Origin of the sequence: Flectobacillus rivi, from assembly GCF_030056655.1 — a bacterium.
GTDB classification, from domain to species: domain Bacteria; phylum Bacteroidota; class Bacteroidia; order Cytophagales; family Spirosomataceae; genus Flectobacillus; species Flectobacillus rivi.
The window spans coordinates 37,801-59,289 of record NZ_JASHIE010000005.1 but is presented as its reverse complement, the minus strand read 5'-3'; the positions used below and the strand labels follow the sequence as shown (position 1 = coordinate 59,289).

The following is a 21,489-nucleotide window of genomic DNA, read 5'->3' as shown; positions in this document are numbered from 1 at the left end:
TCTGTTAGGGTTTGAGAGATAGGTGTATTAAATATTTGGGTTTACAAGTCCGAAACCAAAGTGTTTTCTTTGTCGTTATTACTAGATGGGATTTTACCTATTTAGGGTATGCTCTAGATTTTATAAGAAAGGATTATTTAAGTAATAGGAACATTTATCCGTGGCACACTTGTATCATATTCCTCTGATTATGAGCACACCCCAGTAACTGATATTCTATTAACTAATAACTTCCTTTTACTTACCAATATAAACTTATCTATTCGATTGGCTCATTATTAGATTACACTTAATTTTATAAACAAAAAATCAAGCGGAATGGAATTTCAACTTTGTTCAGAATATCAGCCTACTGGCGACCAGCCAAAAGCCATCGCACAGTTGGTAGAAGGAATCCAAAATGGAGAGCAAGCACAAACGCTATTAGGGGTGACGGGGTCTGGTAAAACGTTTACCGTAGCCAATACTATTGCTCAAATCAATAGACCTACGCTGATATTGAGTCATAACAAAACTTTAGCGGCTCAACTTTATGGCGAGTTTAAACAGTTTTTCCCAAATAATGCAGTTGAATATTTCATTTCTTACTACGACTATTATCAGCCCGAAGCCTATATCGCTACCACCAATACCTATATAGAAAAAGACCTTGCCATCAACGAAGAAATTGATAAGTTACGACTTTCTACAACTTCGTCCTTAATGTCGGGGCGACGAGACATTATCGTAATTGCCTCGGTATCTTGTATATATGGTATGGGAAACCCAGAAGAATACCGAAAAAGTATTTTACGAATTGGGGTAGGAGAAATTATTTCTCGAAATCAATTTTTATTTAGACTTGTAGAAATTCTTTACTCCAGAACCGAAGCCGAATTTCAAAGAGGCAATTTTCGAGTAAAAGGAGACACTGTGGATATCTATGTCCCTTATGCTGATTTTGGCTATCGTATTATTTTCTTCGGCGATGAAATTGAAGCTATTCAACGCATAGACCCAATTTCTGGAAAAAAATTATCTGAAGAAAAAATGGTGGCAATCTTCCCCGCCAATTTGTTTGTCACAGGCAGAGATGTATTGATGAGAGCCATCAATGAAATACAGGATGACCTTGTTGGGCAGATTAAGTATTTTGAAGCAGAGGGTAGAACATCAGAAGCCGAGCGCATCAAACAGCGAACGGAGTTTGATATGGAAATGATGCGAGAATTGGGCTACTGTTCGGGTATCGAAAATTACTCAAGATATTTTGACAGAAGACAAGCGGGACAAAGACCATTCTGTTTGTTAGACTTTTTCCCAGACGATTTTTTATTGGTAGTAGATGAAAGCCACGTAACTATTCCTCAAATCAGAGCGATGTGGGGTGGCGACCGCTCAAGAAAAGAATCTCTAGTAGACTATGGCTTCCGTTTACCAAGTGCGATGGACAATCGTCCTTTGACTTTTCAAGAGTTTGAAGACATTAGTGGACAAAGTATTTTCGTAAGTGCTACACCAGCCGACTACGAGCTACGTCGTTCGGAGGGAGTCGTCGTAGAACAAATCATTAGACCTACGGGCTTGCTCGACCCTGAAATAGAAGTACGACCAAGTCTGAATCAAATAGATGATTTATTAGAAGAAGTACATATAAGAATAGAAAGAGAAGAAAGAGTACTGATTACGACACTTACCAAGCGTATGGCCGAAGAGCTGTCGAAATATATGGAACGTGTGGGAGTCAAATGTCGCTATATTCACTCGGAGGTAAAAACCTTAGAGCGTGTAGAAATTTTAAGAGAATTACGACTTGGCGTATTTGATGTTTTGGTTGGGGTAAACCTTTTGCGTGAAGGTTTGGATTTGCCAGAGGTTTCGTTGGTTGCCATTATGGACGCCGACAAAGAAGGTTTCTTGCGGGATATTCGCTCATTAATCCAAACCATTGGACGTGCGGCTAGAAATGACCAAGGGAAAGTACTCATGTATGCCGACCGCATTACGGGTTCTATGCAAAAAGCTATCGAAGAGACCAATCGACGTAGAGCTATCCAAATGGAGTACAACATCGAGCATGGTATCACGCCAAAAACAATCCTTCGCTCGAAACAAGCCATTATTGAACAAACATCCATTGCCGATGTAATGGGCAAGACAACGAAGACCAATTACTACGTTGAACCGCAGGATGTGCAGATGGCTGCCGATCCAGTATTGGCTTATATGTCTAAACCAGAAATTGAAGCACAAATCAAGAAAGTGCAAAATGAAATGGATAAGGCCGCCAAAGAACTTGACTTTGTCGCAGCAGCACGCCTAAGAGACGAAATGTTTGGATTAAAGAAATTATTGGAAGGAAAATAAATCGAGTGCGGAGTGGAGAGTTTTCTTTTGTCCTTGCCTAAAAAACTCTATTGACGGACTATATCATCTGGAAGTAAATTTTCATATAAAAAAACACCCCATGTACAAAGTTTACGGAATACCGAATTGTGATACGGTAAAAAAAGCCCTTACTTGGCTCAAGGAACACGATATTCCTTTTGAATTTCATAACTTCAAAAAAGAAGGAATCTCGCAAGAAAAATTGGAAGCTTGGTTAGAAAAATATCCTTGGGAAACCCTTGTGAATAAAGCAGGAACAACTTGGAAAAAACTAGACGAAAGGCAAAAGGCAACTGATACGGCATCGGCTATTCAATTGATGATGGAACAAACTTCGGTAATCAAGCGTCCTGTTTTGGAAAAAGAGGAGATTATTTCGGTAGGTTTTAAGCCTGAATTATATGAAGGTATCTTTCAATCATAAAATGGTTTATTGAGAAGAAAATAAAAAAGCCCCAATAGCTTTACTCACGTAAAACTATTGGGGCTTTTATCATGTAAGATGATTATTCCACTGGGAATGGATATTCGTCTACATATACATCTTTGTATGCTTCAGAAGCATCTGGCCAAGGAGACTCTTCTGCAAATTTAACTGAAGCTTCTACTCTTACTTTAATTTTAGCATCGATAGCTGCTAAATCTTCTTCTGTAGCAAATTCGTTTTCCAAGATTGCTTGTCTAACTTGCTCGATTGGGTCACGCATTTTGTATGCCTCAACTTCCTCTTTAGTACGGTACTTCTGAGGGTCAGACATAGAGTGACCTCTATAACGGTAAGTTTTGAATTCTAAGAATGTTGGACCTTCGCCTGCACGAGCACGCTCAGCTGCACGAGAAACTGCCTCATGAACTGCCTCTACGCTCATCGCATCAACTGGCTCAGATGGCATATCATACGCCTCACCAATTGTGTAAAGATCTGTAACGTTTGATGTACGAGTTACCGAAGTACCCATAGCGTATCCGTTGTTTTCAACAACAAAGATTGCAGGCAACTTCCAAGTCATAGCCATGTTGAAGGCTTCGTGCAATGCACCCTGACGAACCGCACCATCACCGAAGTAACAGATACAAACGTTTCCAGTTTTGTTATATTTTTCAGCAAATGCCAAACCCGCTCCAAGAGGAATTTGAGCACCTACGATACCATGACCACCTACAAAACCCACCGATTTATCGAAAATGTGCATTGATCCACCTTTACCTTTCGAAATACCAGTAGCTTTTCCGAACATTTCCGCCATGATAGTGTTAGGGTCTGAACCTAAAGCCAATGGAATACCATGGTCACGGTAAGCTGTAATATATTTGTCGCCTTTACGAAGTGCCGACGCTGCTCCAGAAGAACAAGCCTCTTGTCCGATGTAAAGGTGGCAAAAACCACGAATCTTTTGTTGACCATACAATTGACCAGTACGTTCTTCAAATTTACGTTGAAGCATCATTGACTCGTACCATTCCATGTAGGTCTCTTTCGAGTATTTTACTTTGTTTTCAGCTTTCTTTGCCATTTTTCAAAATGAGTGAATGAGTGATTAACTTGCGTTGAATCTTACGATTAAGTAAATGAGGGAATAAAATAAACGTCTTATTCGCTCTTGCTCACCTGGAACTGCTATCCCATTGTGGGCCACATAGGATTTTGTAATCCCCCGAAACAGGCGTTAATTTGCAATGCGAAATTAGTACAAAACCAAGAACCGACCAAAAAAATATCACAATAGACTCTTGATTATTAGTTATAAACAAGTTTCTTAACTATTTATCTGACAGGCATCAGAACTAAATAGCTTATCTTAATCGCTTTGGGATATAGATTATCGGCTATCTGTTAGATATTATTTCGCCTCAAGCACTATGCCTTTGGCATTTTGCTCATTTAATAAAGTCAATTACCTAAGCTTTCTTACTCATCCAAATATGTATTTACAACGCATCAGTTTAACAAACTTTAAAAGCTATGACTTTGGCGATTTTAAGTTTACTAATCGTGTAAACTGTATTGTGGGTGAAAATGGCAGTGGCAAAACCAACCTGCTAGATGCCATTTACTTTTTGGCTTTAACCAAAAGCTCCATTAGCTCGCAAGATGCCCTGTGTGTTACTCATGAGGCTGACTTTATGATGATTGATGGCACTTTTGTAGAGGGACCCAAAGGGGATGCTCAAATTACCTGTTCTTTTCAAAAAGGACAAAAAAAGGCTGTACTACATGATAAAAAGCCTTATGAAAAAATTTCAGAGCATATCGGGCTTTATCCTGTGGTATTGATTTCACCCAATGATACCGATATCGTAAGAGATGGGAGCGAAGAGCGTAGAAAGTTTTTTGATGGTGTGATTTCACAAATTGACCGTGATTATCTCGAAACCTTAATTCAATACAATAAGGTATTACTTCAACGAAATGCTCTTTTAAAGCAATTTGCTGAAAAAAATTATTTTGACGCTGATTTACTAGATATTTATTCTGACCCAATTATTGAATACGGGATAATTTTACAGAAAAAAAGAACGGAGTTTTTGTCAAAATTTACCCCAATCTTCCAAAAACACTATGCAAATCTGTCAGAAAGTAGAGAAGAGGTAAAGCTTATTTATGAAACAGAAGTGAATGCCGATACTTTTAGATATGATTTCACCAAAAATCGACCTAGGGATTTAGCTGCACAGCGTACAACTTTTGGGATTCATAAAGATGATTTTACCTTTGAGATAAGTGCCTTTCCTCTCAAAAAATACGGTTCGCAAGGACAGCAAAAATCCTATGTAATTGCGCTAAAATTAGCCCAATTTGAGATTTTAGCACTTGAAAAGGGTTTTCAGCCGATATTATTACTCGATGATATTTTTGATAAACTTGATGACAGGCGTATTCAACAGTTAATAAACATGATGGTAGATGGTACCTTCCAACAGGTTTTTTTGACAGATGCGCGCCCCGAAAGAACGCAACAGTTATTGAGTCATTTGACTGTAGAAGTGTGTTATTTTGATGTGACTCAAGGAAAATAAAAAAGCTGTATGCTTCGAGTAAGATATACCTCCGAGCTTATATCTTGTCTCCTGTCGCATACAGCTTTTATATTAGTAAAATATATTTTGAGCGTTTACTATTTCTCCAAAAACTTTACGCCACCATAATTTGAGTGAATGACGATTTTGGTTCCTGTACCTTTACCGATTTTACCTTTATAATTCTTTTGAGGGATGAATCCCATTCGTTTTTGGGCATTTTCTTCGTCAGGATTCACAGTAAGTGTACACTTATCTGATGGATATTTGAAGTTGGCATAATTCACCGTAACATCAAAGTCTGCATTACAGTCTGAAGTCACAGGTAATTTTACAGTCGTATAATTACATTTCAAATCTAGGGACTTCAACGAATTTGGTAATTCACGAAGCTCTAATCCATCTGAATAGCTAATGTAAATTTTGCCATTTTCTTTAATCGTACCGATTTTTCCGTTAGAATACTGAAGATTTCCCTCAATGGTATTGACTTGATCAAGCATTACAGAACCAAACATATTGGCGAGTTTGATAATGTTAGCTTTATCAATATTCAATTTTGAATAAGATATTTTCAATTCTGCTTCGTCTAATTGCTTAATATTAGCTTTACCATACTGGACATTGATACTTTTTTCATTGCCAGAAAGGCGGTCACTTACAAAGTTTCCATAAGAAGTAACGATTGACAAAGGAGCTGAAAACTCAGGAACGTTTGTATTGCCGTATCTATTCGACACCATAAGAGGATTACTCTTTGGCATATATACCTGATAGTTGACTTCTACGCCTTGTTTCTCGTTGTCAGAATCTTTGCTACTACTCTTAAATGATAACTTATCCCACCAGTCACCACCATTTTCAGAGCTGATATTTGTACGCAAGGTTATTTTGTTTCTTACTCGAGCCTCTGCAATATCTACTCCATCTACATACGCTTGTGCTTTTTCTTCAGTACTGCCGTGTCCTACGATATTGATTTCTATTTTTATTTCATTACGATTCCATAGCTCAACATTTACGTGACCGTGCTGATTATTAATTTGTAATAAATCCTTCGGTTCAACGGAATATACCTTGGTAATCAACTTCTTTTTTTCGACCAAAGCTACAGATTCTCCTTTTTCGACTGAGGCTGCCTCCTGGCAACTAACTGTTGTATTGTTATTAGAATTAACAGTTACGGTAATAGTTCTACTATTTTTATTGCTGGCATATACATTGCCATTAGCAGAGGCCGTAACTCGCATTTGCTGTGCCATACTCGGGGATATAATCAACACCCCGTACATAACAACCACTACCTTAAATAGTTTGCATACTTTTTCCATGGCCTTGTTTTGCTTCTTTTACACGTTGAATGATTGATAATTGTTGATTCAAAATATCTAATTGTAATTGTAAATTTTGAATCATAGCTTTTACTAACTCTTCTTGATTGGGCGTTTGGGGCAGTTCCGCCTTCAAGCTTTGATAGTCTTTGTTGAGACGTTCGATTTCTGATGAAAATTCTTGATACAAAGCAGGTTCATTATCGGCAATTTGTCGGATTTCATCCCTCTTTGTTTCTATTAAGCTAGCGTAATGTACCATTTGTTGTTTGTACTGATCGCCAACTTGACTCACGATTATGTCCGAATTGCTCGAAGGTTGATTGGCATACCATAACCCTAATGCTCCGATAATTACAGCCACACTAGCAGCAACGCGCCAATAACGCTGAATCTTAGGAAAAAATGGAATAATGGTATTTTTCTCTACTGGTTGAACCAATGTGGTATCGTTAGGTAATTTAGCTTCTAATTTTTCCCACAAATCCAATGATGGCTCAAGATTTTCAAATTCATCTCGATGGTCTCTAACAAACCTTTCTAAACGATTTGATGCTTTTTTTGACTGATTCATAAGACTATGACATATCTTTTGTTGAAAATAAAATCGACAATCAATTATGCCTTTTTAAGTATTTCTAATAAACGTTTTTTGGCTCTTATATACTGAGTTCTTGAAGTGGATTCTGCTACTTGCAAAATTTCCGCAATTTCTTCATGGTCGTATCCTTCAAAAAGATACAAGCTTAGGACTGTTCTAAAGCCATCGGGAAGTTGATGCATCGCGCGCTGCACCTTAGTTACTTCCCATTCTATTTCCTCGTCATCAAATTGCTCGTCCTCAAAATCATCAGGCACACCATCGATGTCCTGAAAAGCAACTTTACGCTGCCTGAGCTGATTGAGAGCCCGATTGATTACAATTTGTTTGAGCCAAGCGCCAAAGGTACTTGTTTGACGAAACTCATGAATTTTGATAAATGCGTCCAAAAATGCCTCTTGCAGTACATCTTCGGCCTCGCCGACATGATTCAGTATTCGGACAGCCACATTGAACATAGACTTTGAGTAGAGACGATAAATCTCATACTGAGCCTTGCGTTCGCCCCTGCGACAAGCCTCAACCAAATGAACATTTCTGTCTATGTATAGCGTTTGTTCCAGTGTATTAAATTGTTATTCGTGAATAAACTTAGTTGGTTGGTTAATCGTCAATCTTCGATAGTCTTTAGAGGCTTATTTGCGAATAACAATTAACTGAATTTCATGCTAATGAAACATTTGGCTATGCTAATGTTGCATGAGAATTAAAAAAATATGATTTTTTTTGTAGCAAGGAATTTTCATTTTCCAGAAATGTTAGCCTAGAAGCTGTTTTTGAGAGTTAGTAATTTATCATTTCTGATAAAAGTATTTTTAGGAATCAACCATTTGATTGCTAACCGAATACAAATAAAAGCTTTCTTATTAAATTATGCCTTCTTTTATCCAAAATATCATTGTCAATGAGTCTAATTATAAAAAATGCCCAGTATTGGGTTGAGAAGTTTGAGATGCTAGAACATCCTGAAGGCGGATATTTTGCCGAAACTTATCGTTCAACAGAAAGTATTCCTCAGGAAGCTTTACCAGAAAGATTTAAAGGAAAAAGAGTTTTCTCGACAGGTATTTATTTTTTACTAGAAAATCATCATTTCTCTGCTTTCCATAGGATAGAAGCTGACGAGATGTGGCATTTTTATGCAGGTGGTGCTCTTGATGTATTTATGATTAGTCCAGATGGTCAACTCGACATTATTCATTTGGGTAATAATCCCGACGAAGGACAAGTATTTCAGGCGGTAGTTCCAGCAGGATATTGGTTTGCATCAAAGCCACAGAAAGACTCGGCTTATTCATTGGTTGGTTGTACGGTAGCGCCAGGTTTTGATTTTGAAGGATTCGAACTAGCCGAGCGTGCTAGTTTGCAAGCAATTTTTCCTCAGCATCATCATTTGATTGAAAGCTTGACGAGGTAAAGAGATATTTCGGTTTAGCCAAACATGAGTCGTTCCTAATTTAGTGATTTAGCGATTGAATGAATGAGTGATTAATTTAAAATTTATATTCCATCAGTAGAGACGCAATGATTGCGTCTCTACTGATGGAATGATTGCGTCTTAAGCCAAGTCATATCTAGCATAGTAGCATCAAAAAAGGTGTCGAAAAATATTTTTCGACACCTTTTTTGATAAAAACTTGGAGAATAATCCCAATCCTAAAAATTCGGGATGACTCATGTTTTACTTTATAGTTTAAAAACTAACGAGTAGCTGTCATTTCTTGCTTAGGCATATATCCATAAGCTACTAATTTGTATTCATCAAATATACTGCGAGTAATTGCTTTTAATTCACGTTCCTCTATCGACTTATTGGGTTTGATAAAACCAGATGCCATACCCAGCCAAACGGATTTATTCAAGTTTTCGTCAATCATTTGAATCATTAAAGTTCCGCCGTTGAGTGTTATTCTACGAGTGGTATACTCCGATTTATCTTCCTCTAACTTACGACTGTCTTTAATTTTTAATTTGGTTTCGAAAACTGAGCATACAACTACGATATCAGGAGATTTGCTTGTACGGACAAAACCTCGAGCCTCCATTTGATTTTCGACTTCATCCTGAATAGCACGTTCGGTTTCTTCTGACAATTTTGCTTCACTTTGCCCAATAACAATCTGATAAGTCTGATTGAGAGTATTTACCATCAAATGATCATTATTAGCACGAACAGCAAATTTCTGATTGCTACATGACATGATTACTGTCGCAAGTAGTAATAAATAGAATAATTGTTTCATTTTGCTATTGGGTTAATGGTCCAACATTTCATTACTGTCATATACCAAAGGAGGTATCGGCTTCAGTGCTTAAAACACCTTTTTACCACCATGACTTAATGATAATATTACAAAAATTTAACAATTATTTAATATTAAATTTTTAGAAGTATGAATTCCTAAAAGCTATTACTCTATAATTTATCTATTATCGTATTGTGGACAATATAAAAAGGCGTCGTAGTCTGTGCAAAACGATTTTTTGCCAAAACCAAGACGCCAATATTCTTATACTTAAAACGATATATAAATCACCAGTGAAGACTAAAATCCATTTGCTGAAGCTTGACCATTATTTGCTAGGTGCCAGTACCATTGCAGTAACAGGCTGATTGGTCAAATAGTTTTTTGCGAAAATCTTATAGTTATCAAAAATTTGTCTTGTTGCCGAACGAAGCGATTTTTCATCTATATCATTGGTTTTCTCTTCTGCAATACCCGCAGCATAGCCCATCCAAATTGGGCGATTGGAATCATTTTCGACAAATTGCAATAATAAGGTTCCTTTTCTAAGTTTAATTCGCTTGAGTTCTTCGCTCATATTTTCTTTTCCCAAACCCCTAAACGAACGCTGAAGAACTGACAAATTGACTTCTGTTGGAAAAAGTGCGTAAAATACAATCAAGTTAGGACGCTCTTTAGTGTCTTGATACCCTCTGAGTCGCATTTGAGTATCAATCTCATCAATTACAGCATCAAACCGATAGGTGGTATCGACAATGGTGAGCTGTTTTTCGATACAGGTAAAAGATTCATAGTTTGGTTTGAAAACCTCATCCTCAATTTCTCGATGACAAGCCGTACCAATTTGAAAGTTGTGGCGATTGCACGCACTCAAAATAAACATAGCAGTGATAGCGATGAAATAAACTTTCCTCATAATTCTCAAAATTTAGAGTGATTACGGAGTGCATAATCACATTTGAAATATAACAAACAGACTAAACAATTTTTATAACTATTTGACTATTAGATTGTTTCAAAAAAGAATTATTAGCAAAAAACAGGAATAGGAATTTAATGAGAGCGATAGGTGTTTTGATAATAAATAAAATTCAAGAAAATGAATCAAGAAAAATCGAAAATCCGTATAGATGTAGTATCAGATGTAGCTTGCCCATGGTGTTACATCGGAAAACGTAGAATTGAACAGGCTATTGAAAATACACAAATTTCTGATAATGTGCAAATTATCTATCACCCTTTTCAGTTAGATCCCTCTATTCCGAACGAAGGGGTTGACTTCAATACATACGCAGAAAATCGCTTTGGGGATGGCTATTTACAAAAATTTACACAAGTCGAAAATGCAGGTAAATCCGTAGGACTAGATTTTGAGTTTGAAGCTTTGCCAAAAGCGATCAATACATTCCATTTGCATCGCTTCCTGACAATTGCTGCTATGGAAGGCAAGCAAGCCGAGCTAAAAGAACTTTTTCTGAAAGCTTATTTTATCGACCGTGTCGACTTGAGTAAAAAGGAAGAGTTAATCAAGATACTAGGGCAAATAGGTTGGTCAGAAGATAAAACGTTAGCGCTTTTTAACTCTGATGAAGCTACCGATAGTGTAAAAGAAGAAATGCACTATTTCAGACAACATGGTGTAGGAGGCGTTCCTTTTTACATTTTTAATAAAAAGTATGCGCTATCAGGAGCTCAGCCAAGTGATGTGTTTGAACAAGTATTCCAACAAATCATGCAAGAAGAAGGAATTACAGTTCAAGCGGAGAGTAATAGCTGCGATATAGAAACAGGTGAATGCTAATTAATCCCACCTTAATAATATCCAATTTGACATAAGCGTTTAATAATCTTTATAAAAGGAATATTTTTGATTTGCTATACAAAGTTTGACATCATCAGGTCAGATTATTAGCAAATCCGAAGTATTCCTTTTTTATTTGTAAAACAAACCTATCTTAATTGCTTTCCTAAATACTCTAATCACCCGATTTAACAATTCTTTCTTATTACTTACAATATTGGATGAGACCATTTACCTTTTATTGTTTATTAGCAGTATCATCAATGAGTTATGCACAATCAAAAGTTGATAGTGCGTTATCAACAACCTATCGGACTTTTACTGGAAAAATAGGTTCAACGTCATTTAGAGATGACTTTATTAGCCCACTAAGGTATGATTTGTATGCTATTGGGCTAGAATTTCAACAACAACATCAAAAAAACCAAAAGTTATCCACATTGTTATCCACAATGTCTTTAGGAGTTCCTTCTCGACCAAATACCCTAAAAGTCGCAACAGGAGAACTCAATATTTACTTTGCCAAGCAGTATGATATGCTTCATTCACCTAATACTCATTTGTATTTAGGAGGGTTTACTGGGCTCAATATTGCTGCAAGATTTTCGGATATTTATAACCTTGGATATGGAAATAATGAGGTATCGGTAGATGCTGGCTTGAGAGCTGGAGTAGCCTTAAGTTATTGGAAATCAATGCGTATCTTTCATAGAAAAGTACAATTCCGAAACTTTTTTATGATGCCTTTAATCAGTGTACTGGGGCGTTCGGGATACGCACACGACGCTTACTTCAAGGAAGAGTTATGGAAGTACTTGGGCGACTACATATACGTTGGGGGTATCCACAAATATTTCTTTTATACTAATCGAGCTACCTTGTATTTTGGAGAAAAGGAATGTGCTAATGCCAAGCATCCTAAACGAAAATCTTCTTGGCGTGTTGGCATTGAATGGAGTTTTAGGCATTATACAGCTCCTTCAGAATTATCACTTGGAAATACGTCTTTGACAGTTGGTAAAGTAATTACATTTTAATTTTCTATGAAAAAATTCATTCTATTAATACTATTGGGATTCACATTTTTGAGTTGTGAAAAGCTCTTTATTTCTCCTAACCCACCCAATACCCCTACCGAAAACTTTGATTTGCTCTGGAAAACAGTCAGAGATAAGTACTGTTACTTTGAACTGAAAGGAATTAATTGGCAAAGTATTTATGACAAATACAGACCAAAAGTAAATGATCAACTAACTCAGGATGCCTTTTTTACCATTGTGAGTCAAATGATGAATGAGCTTCATGATGGTCATGTCAATTTGCAAATCCCCAATACTCGATATAGTTACACATATTATTCGTCTTTAGGCTTGCTGAGAGGCTATGCCCATAATTTTAATGATAGTATTTTAACCAATCAGTACCTCCAATTTGGTTATGGTCAAAAAGTAAGAAGTACTATTTTGAATGAAAATATAGGCTATATCTATTATGGTAGTTTTTCGACTACTTTAGATGAAGATGAGTGGAACAGTATTATTAATAAAATGGTAATTACCAAAGGATTAATTATTGACATTAGGGATAACAACGGTGGCTCGGTAGAAAATATCAAGCGCCTTATGCAGCACTTTATTTTGGAAAAAAAGCTAATAGGTTATACCAGAAGCAAAAATAGCGCAACTCTCAACGATTTTAAAGACTATACTCCTGTATATGTAGAACCCAGTGGTTCGTTTTATGGGAAAAAAATCATTGTACTAACCAACCGACGAGTGTTTAGTGCAGCCAATATGTTTGCTTCGGCTATGGCAGAGCAAAGTCAAGTGACTTTAGTTGGCGATATTACAGGAGGAGGAGGAGCTGGACCTATTGGCGGAGAATTACCCAACGGTTGGCTATATCGATTTTCGGCTGTAGCATTTTCCAACACTAAAAAAGAAGACATTGAGAATGGAGTTATGCCCGATTATCGAGTAAACATTACCACAAAGGATGAGACAGCTAAAATTGATACAATTTTAGAAAAAGCAATGGCGCTCTTGAATTGAGTGAATTGAGAATGAGTGATTGTTATTTATCACACTTGCCTGGATGCAAAAGATTGCGTTTGGACAGGTGATATTTATTTTAAAAACAATCACTCATTCGCTCAAGTACTGAATATATTTCATCAATATTATCAACAATATATCCTGACACACTGTTAACAAATACCTTACATATTTACCAAAGCATTACCTCTTAGCACAGGTAAAACGTCATATAAGTCATGTTGTAAACAGTAAGCAATATCTTTTTGGATACCTAATCTTTGTAAACGACGAACGTGTGATGAAGATGCCACATAAGATAGCAAATCATCCTTTGCATTCTGGTATTGACGTAGTGCCATCAAAGCAGAATCTTCCTCAATCATAAATTCCTCTTTCAAACGCTCCACTAATGCTCCTGCAAAAAGAGTATCTTCCAAATTAGGTTTGCCTTTCCAACCAGCACACAAAATCAATACATCATATTGTTGGTCTTTCAAGTAAGTTGCCAATGCGCCTAGGTTTAGGAATGACCCAACCATTACTTTTACCGCAGATTTTGATTTTGTAATAGCCAAAGTACCATTGGTAGTTGTCACACAAATTGTTGCATCTTTCACTTTATCGACCATATAACTAAATGGCGAATTATCGAAATCGAAGCCTTCTGGCGTTTTTCCGTCGCGCTCAGCAGCAGCTAAATAGCCCTGTTGTTGATAGGCAACACATTCGTCAATGGTAGCAACTGGGATAATAGACCCCACTCCATTGGCAAATGCCGTTGTCATACAAGAGGTAGCTCTGAAAATATCCACAACCACTACGATTGAGTTTTCGATATTATGAAGATGTAATAATTCTGGCGTTAAACAAACATCAATGGTTTTCATGATTGGACAAAATGTTTCGAGCAAAAAGCCCTAAGACTTCTTGCTCGAAAAGGTTAAGTTTTTGACTTGGTATTATTATGCTTTAGTCTTTAAGCAATAAGCATTAGGCTTGTAGCTAATGACCTAGTGCAGAAAGACTTATTTAAGAAATGGTAATTTTACCACTTGAGCTTTCAAATATTTGTTACGGATATTGATATAAACTTCTGTACCTAATTTACTGAATTCCTTAGCTACATAGCCTAATCCGATACCTTTATTCAACGAAGGCGACTGTGTTCCAGAAGTAACTTCTCCAATGATATTACCAGTTGCATCCATTATTTCGTAATGCTGACGAGGAATACCACGATCTACCATTTCAAATGCTACCAATTTCTTAGTTGGACCATTTTCTTTGATTTGTTTGTGGAAAGCTGAGTTCACAAATTCTTTATTGAATTTTGTAATCCAGCCCAAACCAGCTTCGATAGGAGAGGTTGTATCATCAATATCGTTGCCATACAAGCAATATCCCATTTCTGTACGCAAAGTATCACGAGCACCTAAGCCTACTGGCACAATACCAAATTCAGCTCCTGCTGCAAAAATAGCGTCCCACATGGTTTTTGCATCTTCATTTTTTACATATACTTCCATACCACCAGCACCAGTATAACCCGTTGTGGCAATGAGTACGTTTTCGATACCTGCTACTGTACCTTCTTTGAAAGTATAGTACTCCATAGAACCGAGGTCAAGGTCAGTCAATTTTTGCATGGTAGCTACCCCTTTAGGTCCTTGCACAGCAAATAGACTGATTCCATCACTAATATTTTGCATCTCAACACCAAAAGTATTGTGGCTCTGCATCCAGTTCCAGTCCTTTTCGATGTTAGAAGCATTTACTACCACAAAGTATTCGTTTTCCGAACGGCGGTAAATCAACAAATCGTCTACGATACCACCTTTATCGTTTGGCAAGCAAGAGTATTGCACTTTGCCATCGTACAAAGCAGCTACGTCATTTGAGGTAACATACTGTAAAAATTCAGTCGCACGCTCACCCTTTACCACAAATTCCCCCATGTGAGATACATCAAATACCCCAACTGAATTACGAACAGCAAGGTGTTCCTGAATCAAGTTGGTATATAAAACTGGCATTGAATATCCTGCAAAAGGTACCATTTTAGCTCCTAATGCGACATGTACATCGTTGAGAAATACGAGTTTTAATTGTTCTGTTTGTTCCATTTGGTAGTTGGTTGAAAAAGATGCACAAAGGTACGGAAAGTATCTATATCCATCGAGTGTCCAAAGCAAGGCTTTTGCATTTATCCACAAAAAAATCCCAAAAAATACGAATCTGCATTTTTTGGGATCATCAAAATACTTCGAAAAGCACTATTCTTGATACAAAGCTGTCAAAACTGTTTGACCAACAGCTTTTAAAGTATTTTTATCAATTACATTCATATTGTCATTATGAGTATGATGATATGAGCCAAAAGTTTTAGGATCGTTTGGTCGAAGCTCCACAATATCAATCATTTGAATTTTACCAATATCGTTCACAAAAGCATGGTCATCGGTTAAGGCACCACCATCGGCATCAATAAATAAATTGCCATAACCAAGTCTTGAGGCAATATCCCAAATACTTCTTGTTAAGATAGGAGCATATTGCATCGATAATCCTTCATGTGGAAAAACAGCACCCTTTGCACCAACCATATCCAACAAGATACCATAATATGCTTGATAATTCGGCACGTGTTTGTTAGCAGCCCAATACTGTGAACCTAAGCACCACCATACCTGATTGCCCGAATCGCCACGGTACTCATTTGGCTCACCATTGTCCTCGGCATCAAATAAGATAAAGTCAATACCAACGTTAGGTTTGTTTTGGGCATCTTTAATAGCTCTTGCAATTTCTAACAAAACGCCTACGCCACTTGCACCATCATTGGCTCCATCGATGGGCTTATCTTTATCTTTAGTGTCTTTATCTGCAATAGGTCTTGTATCCCAGTGTGCTGCCAACAATATTCTTTTGGCTGCTCCAGGGTTATAAGTTCCAATGATATTTACAGCATTAAGCTTTTTACCATCGTAAGTAGTGGCTACAAAGTCTTGATTGATAACCTGACATCCGTAAGCTTTTAATTGGTCGGCTAACCATGCCGCACAAGCTTTGTGTGACTTGGTATTAGGAACTCTGGGACCAAATTCAACTTGCTTTGCTACAAACTTATAAGCAGAATCTGCATTGAAGGTAGCAGCTGGCAATAGCCCTTGATCGGCTGCTGGGGTTTGGGTACTTGCTTGTTCGGTTGTTGAACTAGATTTTTCTTGACAAGATTTGAGATAAACTCCTACGCCAGAAAAAACAAATATGCCTAGCAAAACAAGAGCGATTTTAGACGTTTTCATATACATATAAATAAGGCACCTTTTGAAGATGCCTTGGAGGAAATTTTATTTTTGAAATATATTGGCTATTTCTGCTAATCCCAAAATCTTCATGGTAAGCTCACCGCTTGGCGAATAGCTTGGATTAGATGAGGCAAAAAGTTGCTCGACTAAAGTATTCATTTCTTGGTTTGACAAACGTGACATGCCAAATCTTCCTGCTGAACGTTTTGCCATAGACCTAGCTAAGTTTTCAACTCTGTCGAGATGTAACTCCGATTCGTTGCGTTTGAATTGCTCTAATAAACCTTCAATCAAAGCTTGTTCATTTTCATCGGGCGAATCTGCTGGAATGCCATTAACAATAAATGAATCATGTCCAATGACACTTAAATCAAAACCTAGATTACGAACTTCGTCTTGAATTTCGACTAATAAATGGAAATCCGCTGGAGTTAACTTAATCGTTGATGGAAAAAGCAATTGCTGGGACGTTCCATTATTTTTTTGAAGATATTGTACAAATTTCTCATACAAAATACGCTCGTAAGCCGCACGCTGGTCAATCAACAACATGCCTGATTTTACCTGAGAAATAATATATCGGTTGTGAATCTGGAAAGTTGTTGCGTCTGAATCCTGAGAACTGCGTAGTGGACGAGACTCCAACAAATCATTGGCTTTGCTTTTGAGCGTGAAAGGTTGAGTCTCTGGATAATCTTCTTCGTTTCTAAAATTGAAAGACGATTGTTCCACTCTTTTTTGCTCAAAACTTTCAACGGTATTATCTAATCCTTCGTACAATTTGTTCCAATTTGAAAGATTGCTTTTTTCACGAGGCGACATTTCTGGCTTCGCAAAAGGTCTTTCACTGTCAAAATCAGCTTGGTTCATTTTGCTCGGAACAGCCGTAGACGTTGGAGTAGGGGCATTATTAAAGCTAAAAAACTGATTGGAGTAATTGATATTGGTATCAAAGTCGAGTGATGGCGCCAAATTATGCTGGCTCATCGATTTACGCACAGCAGCTTGCACAATGGCATAAACGGTACGCTCGTCATCAAATTTGATTTCTGTTTTAGTAGGGTGTACGTTAATATCAATATGAACGGGGTCTATCTCAATAAATAAAACATAGAAAGGATGTGAGCCTTCGGGCATCAATCCTTCAAACGCCGACATCACCGCATGATTGAGATAACTATTTTTGATAAAACGATTATTGGCAAAGAAAAACTGCTCGCCACGAGTTTTCTTGGCAAACTGAGGTTTTCCCACAAATCCACGAACTGTGACAAACGATGTTTCCTCCTCGCAAGGTGCTAATTGCTCACGATAGCTTTTGCCAAACAAATCCACAATACGGCGACTTAATTTGCCAGAAGGCAGATTATAAATTTCGGCATCGTTGTGGTACAATGAAAAAGCAATATCAGGATTAGCCAAAGCCACACGTTGAAACTCGTCGATAATATGACGCATCTCTACAGGGTTTGACTTTAAGAAATTACGACGAGCAGGAACATTGTAAAAAAGGTTCTTGACCAAAAGATTAGTGCCCTCAGGTGTCGAAATAGCCTCTTGCGCTTTTAGTTCTGAAGCTTCAATTCTTACCATTGTACCTAGTTCTTCGGTATTGCGTCGGGTTTTTAGCTCTACCTGAGATACCGCTGCAATTGAGGCCATAGCTTCGCCTCTAAATCCCATGGTACGGATTTTAAACAAATCGTCGGAAGTACGGATTTTGGAAGTAGCGTGGCGCTCAAAGCACATTCGAGCATCGGTTTCGGACATACCTTTACCGTTGTCGATAACCTGAATGAGGGTTTTGCCTGCCTCTCTCACAATCAATTGAACCTGAGTGGCTTCGGCATCTATAGAATTCTCTAACAACTCCTTCACCACAGAAGAAGGTCTTTGAACTACCTCCCCAGCAGCAATCTGGTTCGCAATCGAATCAGGAAGCAGTTGAATTATATCTAACATTTGTATCAGCTAAATTTTTAGGGTTTGAAAACTCATGTCTTTAAAACATTCATTTTCTACAATCACTCTACTAAGTTCGGCATTAATGAAGGGATTCCCAACAAAAAAACGACATTTGAACTCAGAGTGCTTGTAAATCAGGTATCTTTTTTCAGGAAAAAAACTTTACAAAAATACGATAAAATATCATCTTTTGATAGAAAAGATTCTCATTAACAATACATTAACTTGTCTGAGCACTCTGTATAAAAGCACTTAGAAAACCTTTGGCAGGTATAAATTTTAGTTGATCATTCAATAAATGATCTGCTCAGTAATCGTTCTACCCGTAATTAGTCTATAGTCTCATTATCAGATTATTCCATAGGATTTGTACCAAAAATCAAATTTTTGAAAGAAAGCATTCGCAATTATCAAACTTTCCAAACTAATTTTGGACATCCTTTGTTATAACAACCATAATAGCTAATCAAACTAAACAGGCATCATGTTAAAATCTCAGATATTTATTTATACAGAATCAACTCCCAATCCTAATTCAATGAAGTTTGTGTTGAACTTTGAATTGGCGCCAGAAGGTGCTTCTTTCGACTACGCAACACCTTCAGAAGCAATTTCGGAAGAAAAAAACTCTCCTTTAGCAGTTGAGTTATTTGGTTTTGATTTTGTAAAAAGAGTATTCATTTCTTCCAACTTTGTGACTGTAACGAAAGATGAAGAAACTAAATGGGAAGATGAATTATTCAACTTGAAGCAGTTTTTGAAAAAATTCTTCGAGGATAAAAAAGAAGTTTTTGCTCAATCAACCATAAAAGCTCACGAAACTAATCCTTCGGGCGAGCCAGATTCAGATACTGTTATCAAAATCAAAGCTGTTCTTGACCAATACGTGCGTCCTGCCGTTGAGTCAGATGGTGGGGCTATTAGTTTCCACTCATTCAACGAAGGCACAGTAAAGGTATTACTCCAAGGCTCATGCTCAGGATGCCCTTCTTCAACGATGACTTTGAAGGCTGGTATCGAAAACCTTTTGACAAGAATGGTTCCTGACGTAAAAGAAGTAGTAGCTGAAGGAGTCTAGTAAGTGTAGAGTTTTGAATGCAGAGTTTTGAATGATCAAGGCTCGTAGAGACGTAATACTTTACGTCTATTACTGAGTCAGACATAAGTCATCTCGAATTTCGGAATTGAGATTATTCGCCAAGCTTTCATCAAAAAAGGCGTTCGAAATAAGTTTTTCGAACGCCTTTTTTATACCTCCATGCTAGATCTCACTTGGATTGAGACGCAATCATTACGTCTCAACTGTTAGGAAACAAACTTTAACATACATTAAATCAATTAATTAGGAATGACTCATACCTATTTTGATAATCGTCTCAAAGTGAAAATTAACACATTTTCAAATCTTCAAATTGACACATCTTCAAATTAGCCCCTATTTCTCTCCATCACTTTTATAAATACTAATTGGTTTTTCGAGTTCTAGCGCTAATACAGTCATATAAGTATCATTTACTTTTGCAGGAACATCAATGAATACAATGCCTGGCACATTACCCCAAGTCATTTTGCTTTGTACTTGATGAGTTAGTTCGTAATTTGTTCCTACGACCCTTATTTTATTGATTTTATTGTTCAATCCTTTCAACATGACTTGCCCCGAGGATTGTGGTTGTAGAAACAAATATAAAGTAGTAGAATCTTTAGACAACGTAGTTGGTCCATAAAAATGCCCTGCTTCGATACCTGCAATGGTTCCAAAAACAGCCTCCTCGTGTTTCTTATTCCATTTCCCTAGTTCTTTCAAAATATGAACTTGTTCGGCAGGAATTGTACCGTCCTCTTTAGGACCAATATCAAATAGGTAAACTCCGCCATTACTAATCACATCCGCAAAGATTGAGATAACCTGAAATGGGGTTTTGTAATTGGTATCGTCAGGGTGATATCCCCAATTGAGATTAGACGTCATACAAGCCTCCCAGTAAGGAAACTTCTTTGGTCGGGTAGGAGGGATTGTTTGTTCGTAAGTTTCATAATGCCCAAAATCCAAGAGGCGGTCGTTGGCAATAGCCCAAGGTTGAGCTTTCAAGATTTTATCTTTGATTTTTTCTGACTCCCATTCCTTCGAACTATGTTCCCACTCACCGTCAAACCACCAAAGGTCAGGGTTATAATTAGCCAACAATTCATCTATTTGGTTATGAGCAAAAGTTTTGAAACGCCCCCAGCGAGCCAAATCATCTTGCATTTTATAACGATTACTATCTCTCAAAATAGCTGGATAATCAGGATGACTCCAATCAATTAAAGAAAAATAGGCACCTTTTTTAATCCCCTGTTTTTCAAGAGCATTAAAAAAGGGCTTTATCAAGTCTCTTTTGGCAGGAGTGTTTTTTACAGTACTAAAATGTTTTTCTTTAGTTGGCCAAAGTGCTACACCATCATGATGCTTGGTGGTAATAACAGCATATCTTGCGCCACTCTCTTTAATTAAGGCAGCCCATTCTTCGGGATTATACTTACTTGCCGTAAATCCATTGAGCTGCGCCATATAGTCTTTGTAGGATATTTTATGGTTGTGAAAGCTCCAACTTTCATCGACTCCCTTTACAGAATAAATACCCCAGTGGATAAAGACACCTAACTTTCCGTCCTGAAACCACTGCATCCGTTCTTGCAAGGAGCTAGGTGATGTTTTGTTCTGAGCTTGTAGGTTAAAGCTCAAACAACAGAGTGTTGATAAAAATGTTAATAATCTTTTCATAGAAAATAAACTTGTTAATGTTTGAAAATTGAGTGTTCAAATACAAAGA

Annotated in this window: 19 protein-coding genes; 8 read left to right on the top strand and 11 right to left on the bottom strand. The window is 37.3% G+C overall.

All coding sequences use genetic code 11. The features are described from left to right. Window positions 1-318 precede the first annotated feature (318 nt). Window positions 319-2,346 (top strand): excinuclease ABC subunit UvrB, encoded by a 2,028-nt coding sequence (uvrB, locus tag QM481_RS08110; RefSeq protein ID WP_283381368.1) that lies wholly within the window; start codon window positions 319-321, stop codon window positions 2,344-2,346. A 100-nt stretch (window positions 2,347-2,446) separates the two neighbouring features. Next, window positions 2,447-2,791 (top strand): arsenate reductase, encoded by a 345-nt coding sequence (locus QM481_RS08105; RefSeq protein ID WP_283381367.1) that lies wholly within the window; start codon window positions 2,447-2,449, stop codon window positions 2,789-2,791. 82 nt (window positions 2,792-2,873) lie between these two features. Here QM481_RS08105 and pdhA read toward each other — a convergent pair whose 3' ends face one another. Continuing rightward, window positions 2,874-3,881 carry a pyruvate dehydrogenase (acetyl-transferring) E1 component subunit alpha gene (gene pdhA / locus QM481_RS08100; protein WP_283381366.1) on the bottom strand — a complete coding sequence of 336 codons (1,008 nt, stop codon included), beginning with the start codon at window positions 3,879-3,881 and terminating at the stop codon, window positions 2,874-2,876. A 409-nt stretch (window positions 3,882-4,290) separates the two neighbouring features. On the opposite strand from pdhA, the gene recF reads away from it, so the two are divergent. Further along, window positions 4,291-5,385, top strand: coding sequence for a DNA replication/repair protein RecF (gene recF, locus QM481_RS08095; RefSeq protein WP_283381365.1), 1,095 nt, complete (start codon window positions 4,291-4,293; stop codon window positions 5,383-5,385). Between the two features lie 98 nt (window positions 5,386-5,483). On the opposite strand, the gene QM481_RS08090 is transcribed toward recF, so the two are convergent. From QM481_RS08090 to QM481_RS08080, 3 genes are read right to left on the bottom strand one after another with little or no spacing between them, the layout of a single operon-like run. After that, entirely contained in the window at window positions 5,484-6,716 is a 1,233-nt protein-coding gene (locus QM481_RS08090) for a hypothetical protein (RefSeq protein ID WP_283381364.1), read from the bottom strand. After that, window positions 6,691-7,290 carry a hypothetical protein gene (locus tag QM481_RS08085; protein ID WP_166550961.1) on the bottom strand — a complete coding sequence of 200 codons (600 nt, stop codon included), beginning with the start codon at window positions 7,288-7,290 and terminating at the stop codon, window positions 6,691-6,693. The genes QM481_RS08090 and QM481_RS08085 overlap by 26 nt, the downstream gene beginning before the upstream one ends. A gap of 44 nt (window positions 7,291-7,334) precedes the next feature. Then, entirely contained in the window at window positions 7,335-7,880 is a 546-nt protein-coding gene (locus QM481_RS08080) for an RNA polymerase sigma factor (RefSeq protein ID WP_095160929.1), read from the bottom strand. A 341-nt stretch (window positions 7,881-8,221) separates the two neighbouring features. Between QM481_RS08080 and QM481_RS08075 the strand changes: the two genes are divergently transcribed. Beyond that, window positions 8,222-8,734 (top strand): cupin domain-containing protein, encoded by a 513-nt coding sequence (locus QM481_RS08075; RefSeq protein WP_283381363.1) that lies wholly within the window; start codon window positions 8,222-8,224, stop codon window positions 8,732-8,734. Between the two features lie 283 nt (window positions 8,735-9,017). Here QM481_RS08075 and QM481_RS08070 read toward each other — a convergent pair whose 3' ends face one another. Continuing rightward, window positions 9,018-9,560, bottom strand: coding sequence for a DUF4136 domain-containing protein (locus QM481_RS08070; RefSeq protein WP_283381362.1), 543 nt, complete (start codon window positions 9,558-9,560; stop codon window positions 9,018-9,020). 331 nt (window positions 9,561-9,891) lie between these two features. Next, window positions 9,892-10,479, bottom strand: coding sequence for a DUF4136 domain-containing protein (locus QM481_RS08065; RefSeq protein ID WP_283381361.1), 588 nt, complete (start codon window positions 10,477-10,479; stop codon window positions 9,892-9,894). Between the two features lie 183 nt (window positions 10,480-10,662). Between QM481_RS08065 and QM481_RS08060 the strand changes: the two genes are divergently transcribed. The 3 genes from QM481_RS08060 (at window position 10,663) to QM481_RS08050 (ending at window position 13,415) form a co-directional block, all read left to right on the top strand. Then, window positions 10,663-11,364, top strand: a complete 702-nt coding sequence (locus tag QM481_RS08060; protein ID WP_166550964.1) for a DsbA family oxidoreductase — start codon at window positions 10,663-10,665, stop codon at window positions 11,362-11,364. Window positions 11,365-11,627: 263 nt separating this feature from the next. Beyond that, window positions 11,628-12,401, top strand: a complete 774-nt coding sequence (locus QM481_RS08055) for a hypothetical protein (protein WP_166550965.1) — start codon at window positions 11,628-11,630, stop codon at window positions 12,399-12,401. A gap of 6 nt (window positions 12,402-12,407) precedes the next feature. Then, window positions 12,408-13,415, top strand: coding sequence for a S41 family peptidase (locus QM481_RS08050; protein ID WP_283381360.1), 1,008 nt, complete (start codon window positions 12,408-12,410; stop codon window positions 13,413-13,415). Window positions 13,416-13,582: 167 nt separating this feature from the next. On the opposite strand, the gene QM481_RS08045 is transcribed toward QM481_RS08050, so the two are convergent. The 4 genes from QM481_RS08045 to mutL form a co-directional block, all read right to left on the bottom strand. Further along, window positions 13,583-14,287 carry a 2-phosphosulfolactate phosphatase gene (locus QM481_RS08045; RefSeq protein WP_283372015.1) on the bottom strand — a complete coding sequence of 235 codons (705 nt, stop codon included), beginning with the start codon at window positions 14,285-14,287 and terminating at the stop codon, window positions 13,583-13,585. Window positions 14,288-14,425: 138 nt separating this feature from the next. Further along, the gene (gene gcvT, locus QM481_RS08040; protein WP_283381359.1) at window positions 14,426-15,523 is read right to left on the bottom strand and encodes a glycine cleavage system aminomethyltransferase GcvT; all 1,098 of its coding nucleotides are present in this window, start codon (window positions 15,521-15,523) and stop codon (window positions 14,426-14,428) included. 150 nt (window positions 15,524-15,673) lie between these two features. Then, window positions 15,674-16,705 (bottom strand): M28 family peptidase, encoded by a 1,032-nt coding sequence (locus QM481_RS08035; protein WP_283381358.1) that lies wholly within the window; start codon window positions 16,703-16,705, stop codon window positions 15,674-15,676. Between the two features lie 45 nt (window positions 16,706-16,750). After that, a complete protein-coding gene (gene mutL, locus QM481_RS08030) occupies window positions 16,751-18,670 on the bottom strand; it encodes a DNA mismatch repair endonuclease MutL (RefSeq protein ID WP_166550970.1) in 1,920 nt (639 codons plus the stop codon). A gap of 487 nt (window positions 18,671-19,157) precedes the next feature. Here mutL and QM481_RS08025 point away from each other — a divergent pair, with 487 nt between their 5' ends. Then, window positions 19,158-19,751, top strand: coding sequence for a NifU family protein (locus QM481_RS08025; protein ID WP_095163552.1), 594 nt, complete (start codon window positions 19,158-19,160; stop codon window positions 19,749-19,751). 357 nt (window positions 19,752-20,108) lie between these two features. Here QM481_RS08025 and QM481_RS08020 read toward each other — a convergent pair whose 3' ends face one another. Beyond that, window positions 20,109-21,440 (bottom strand): alpha-L-fucosidase, encoded by a 1,332-nt coding sequence (locus QM481_RS08020; protein WP_283381357.1) that lies wholly within the window; start codon window positions 21,438-21,440, stop codon window positions 20,109-20,111. Between the last annotated feature and the right edge of the window lie 49 nt (window positions 21,441-21,489).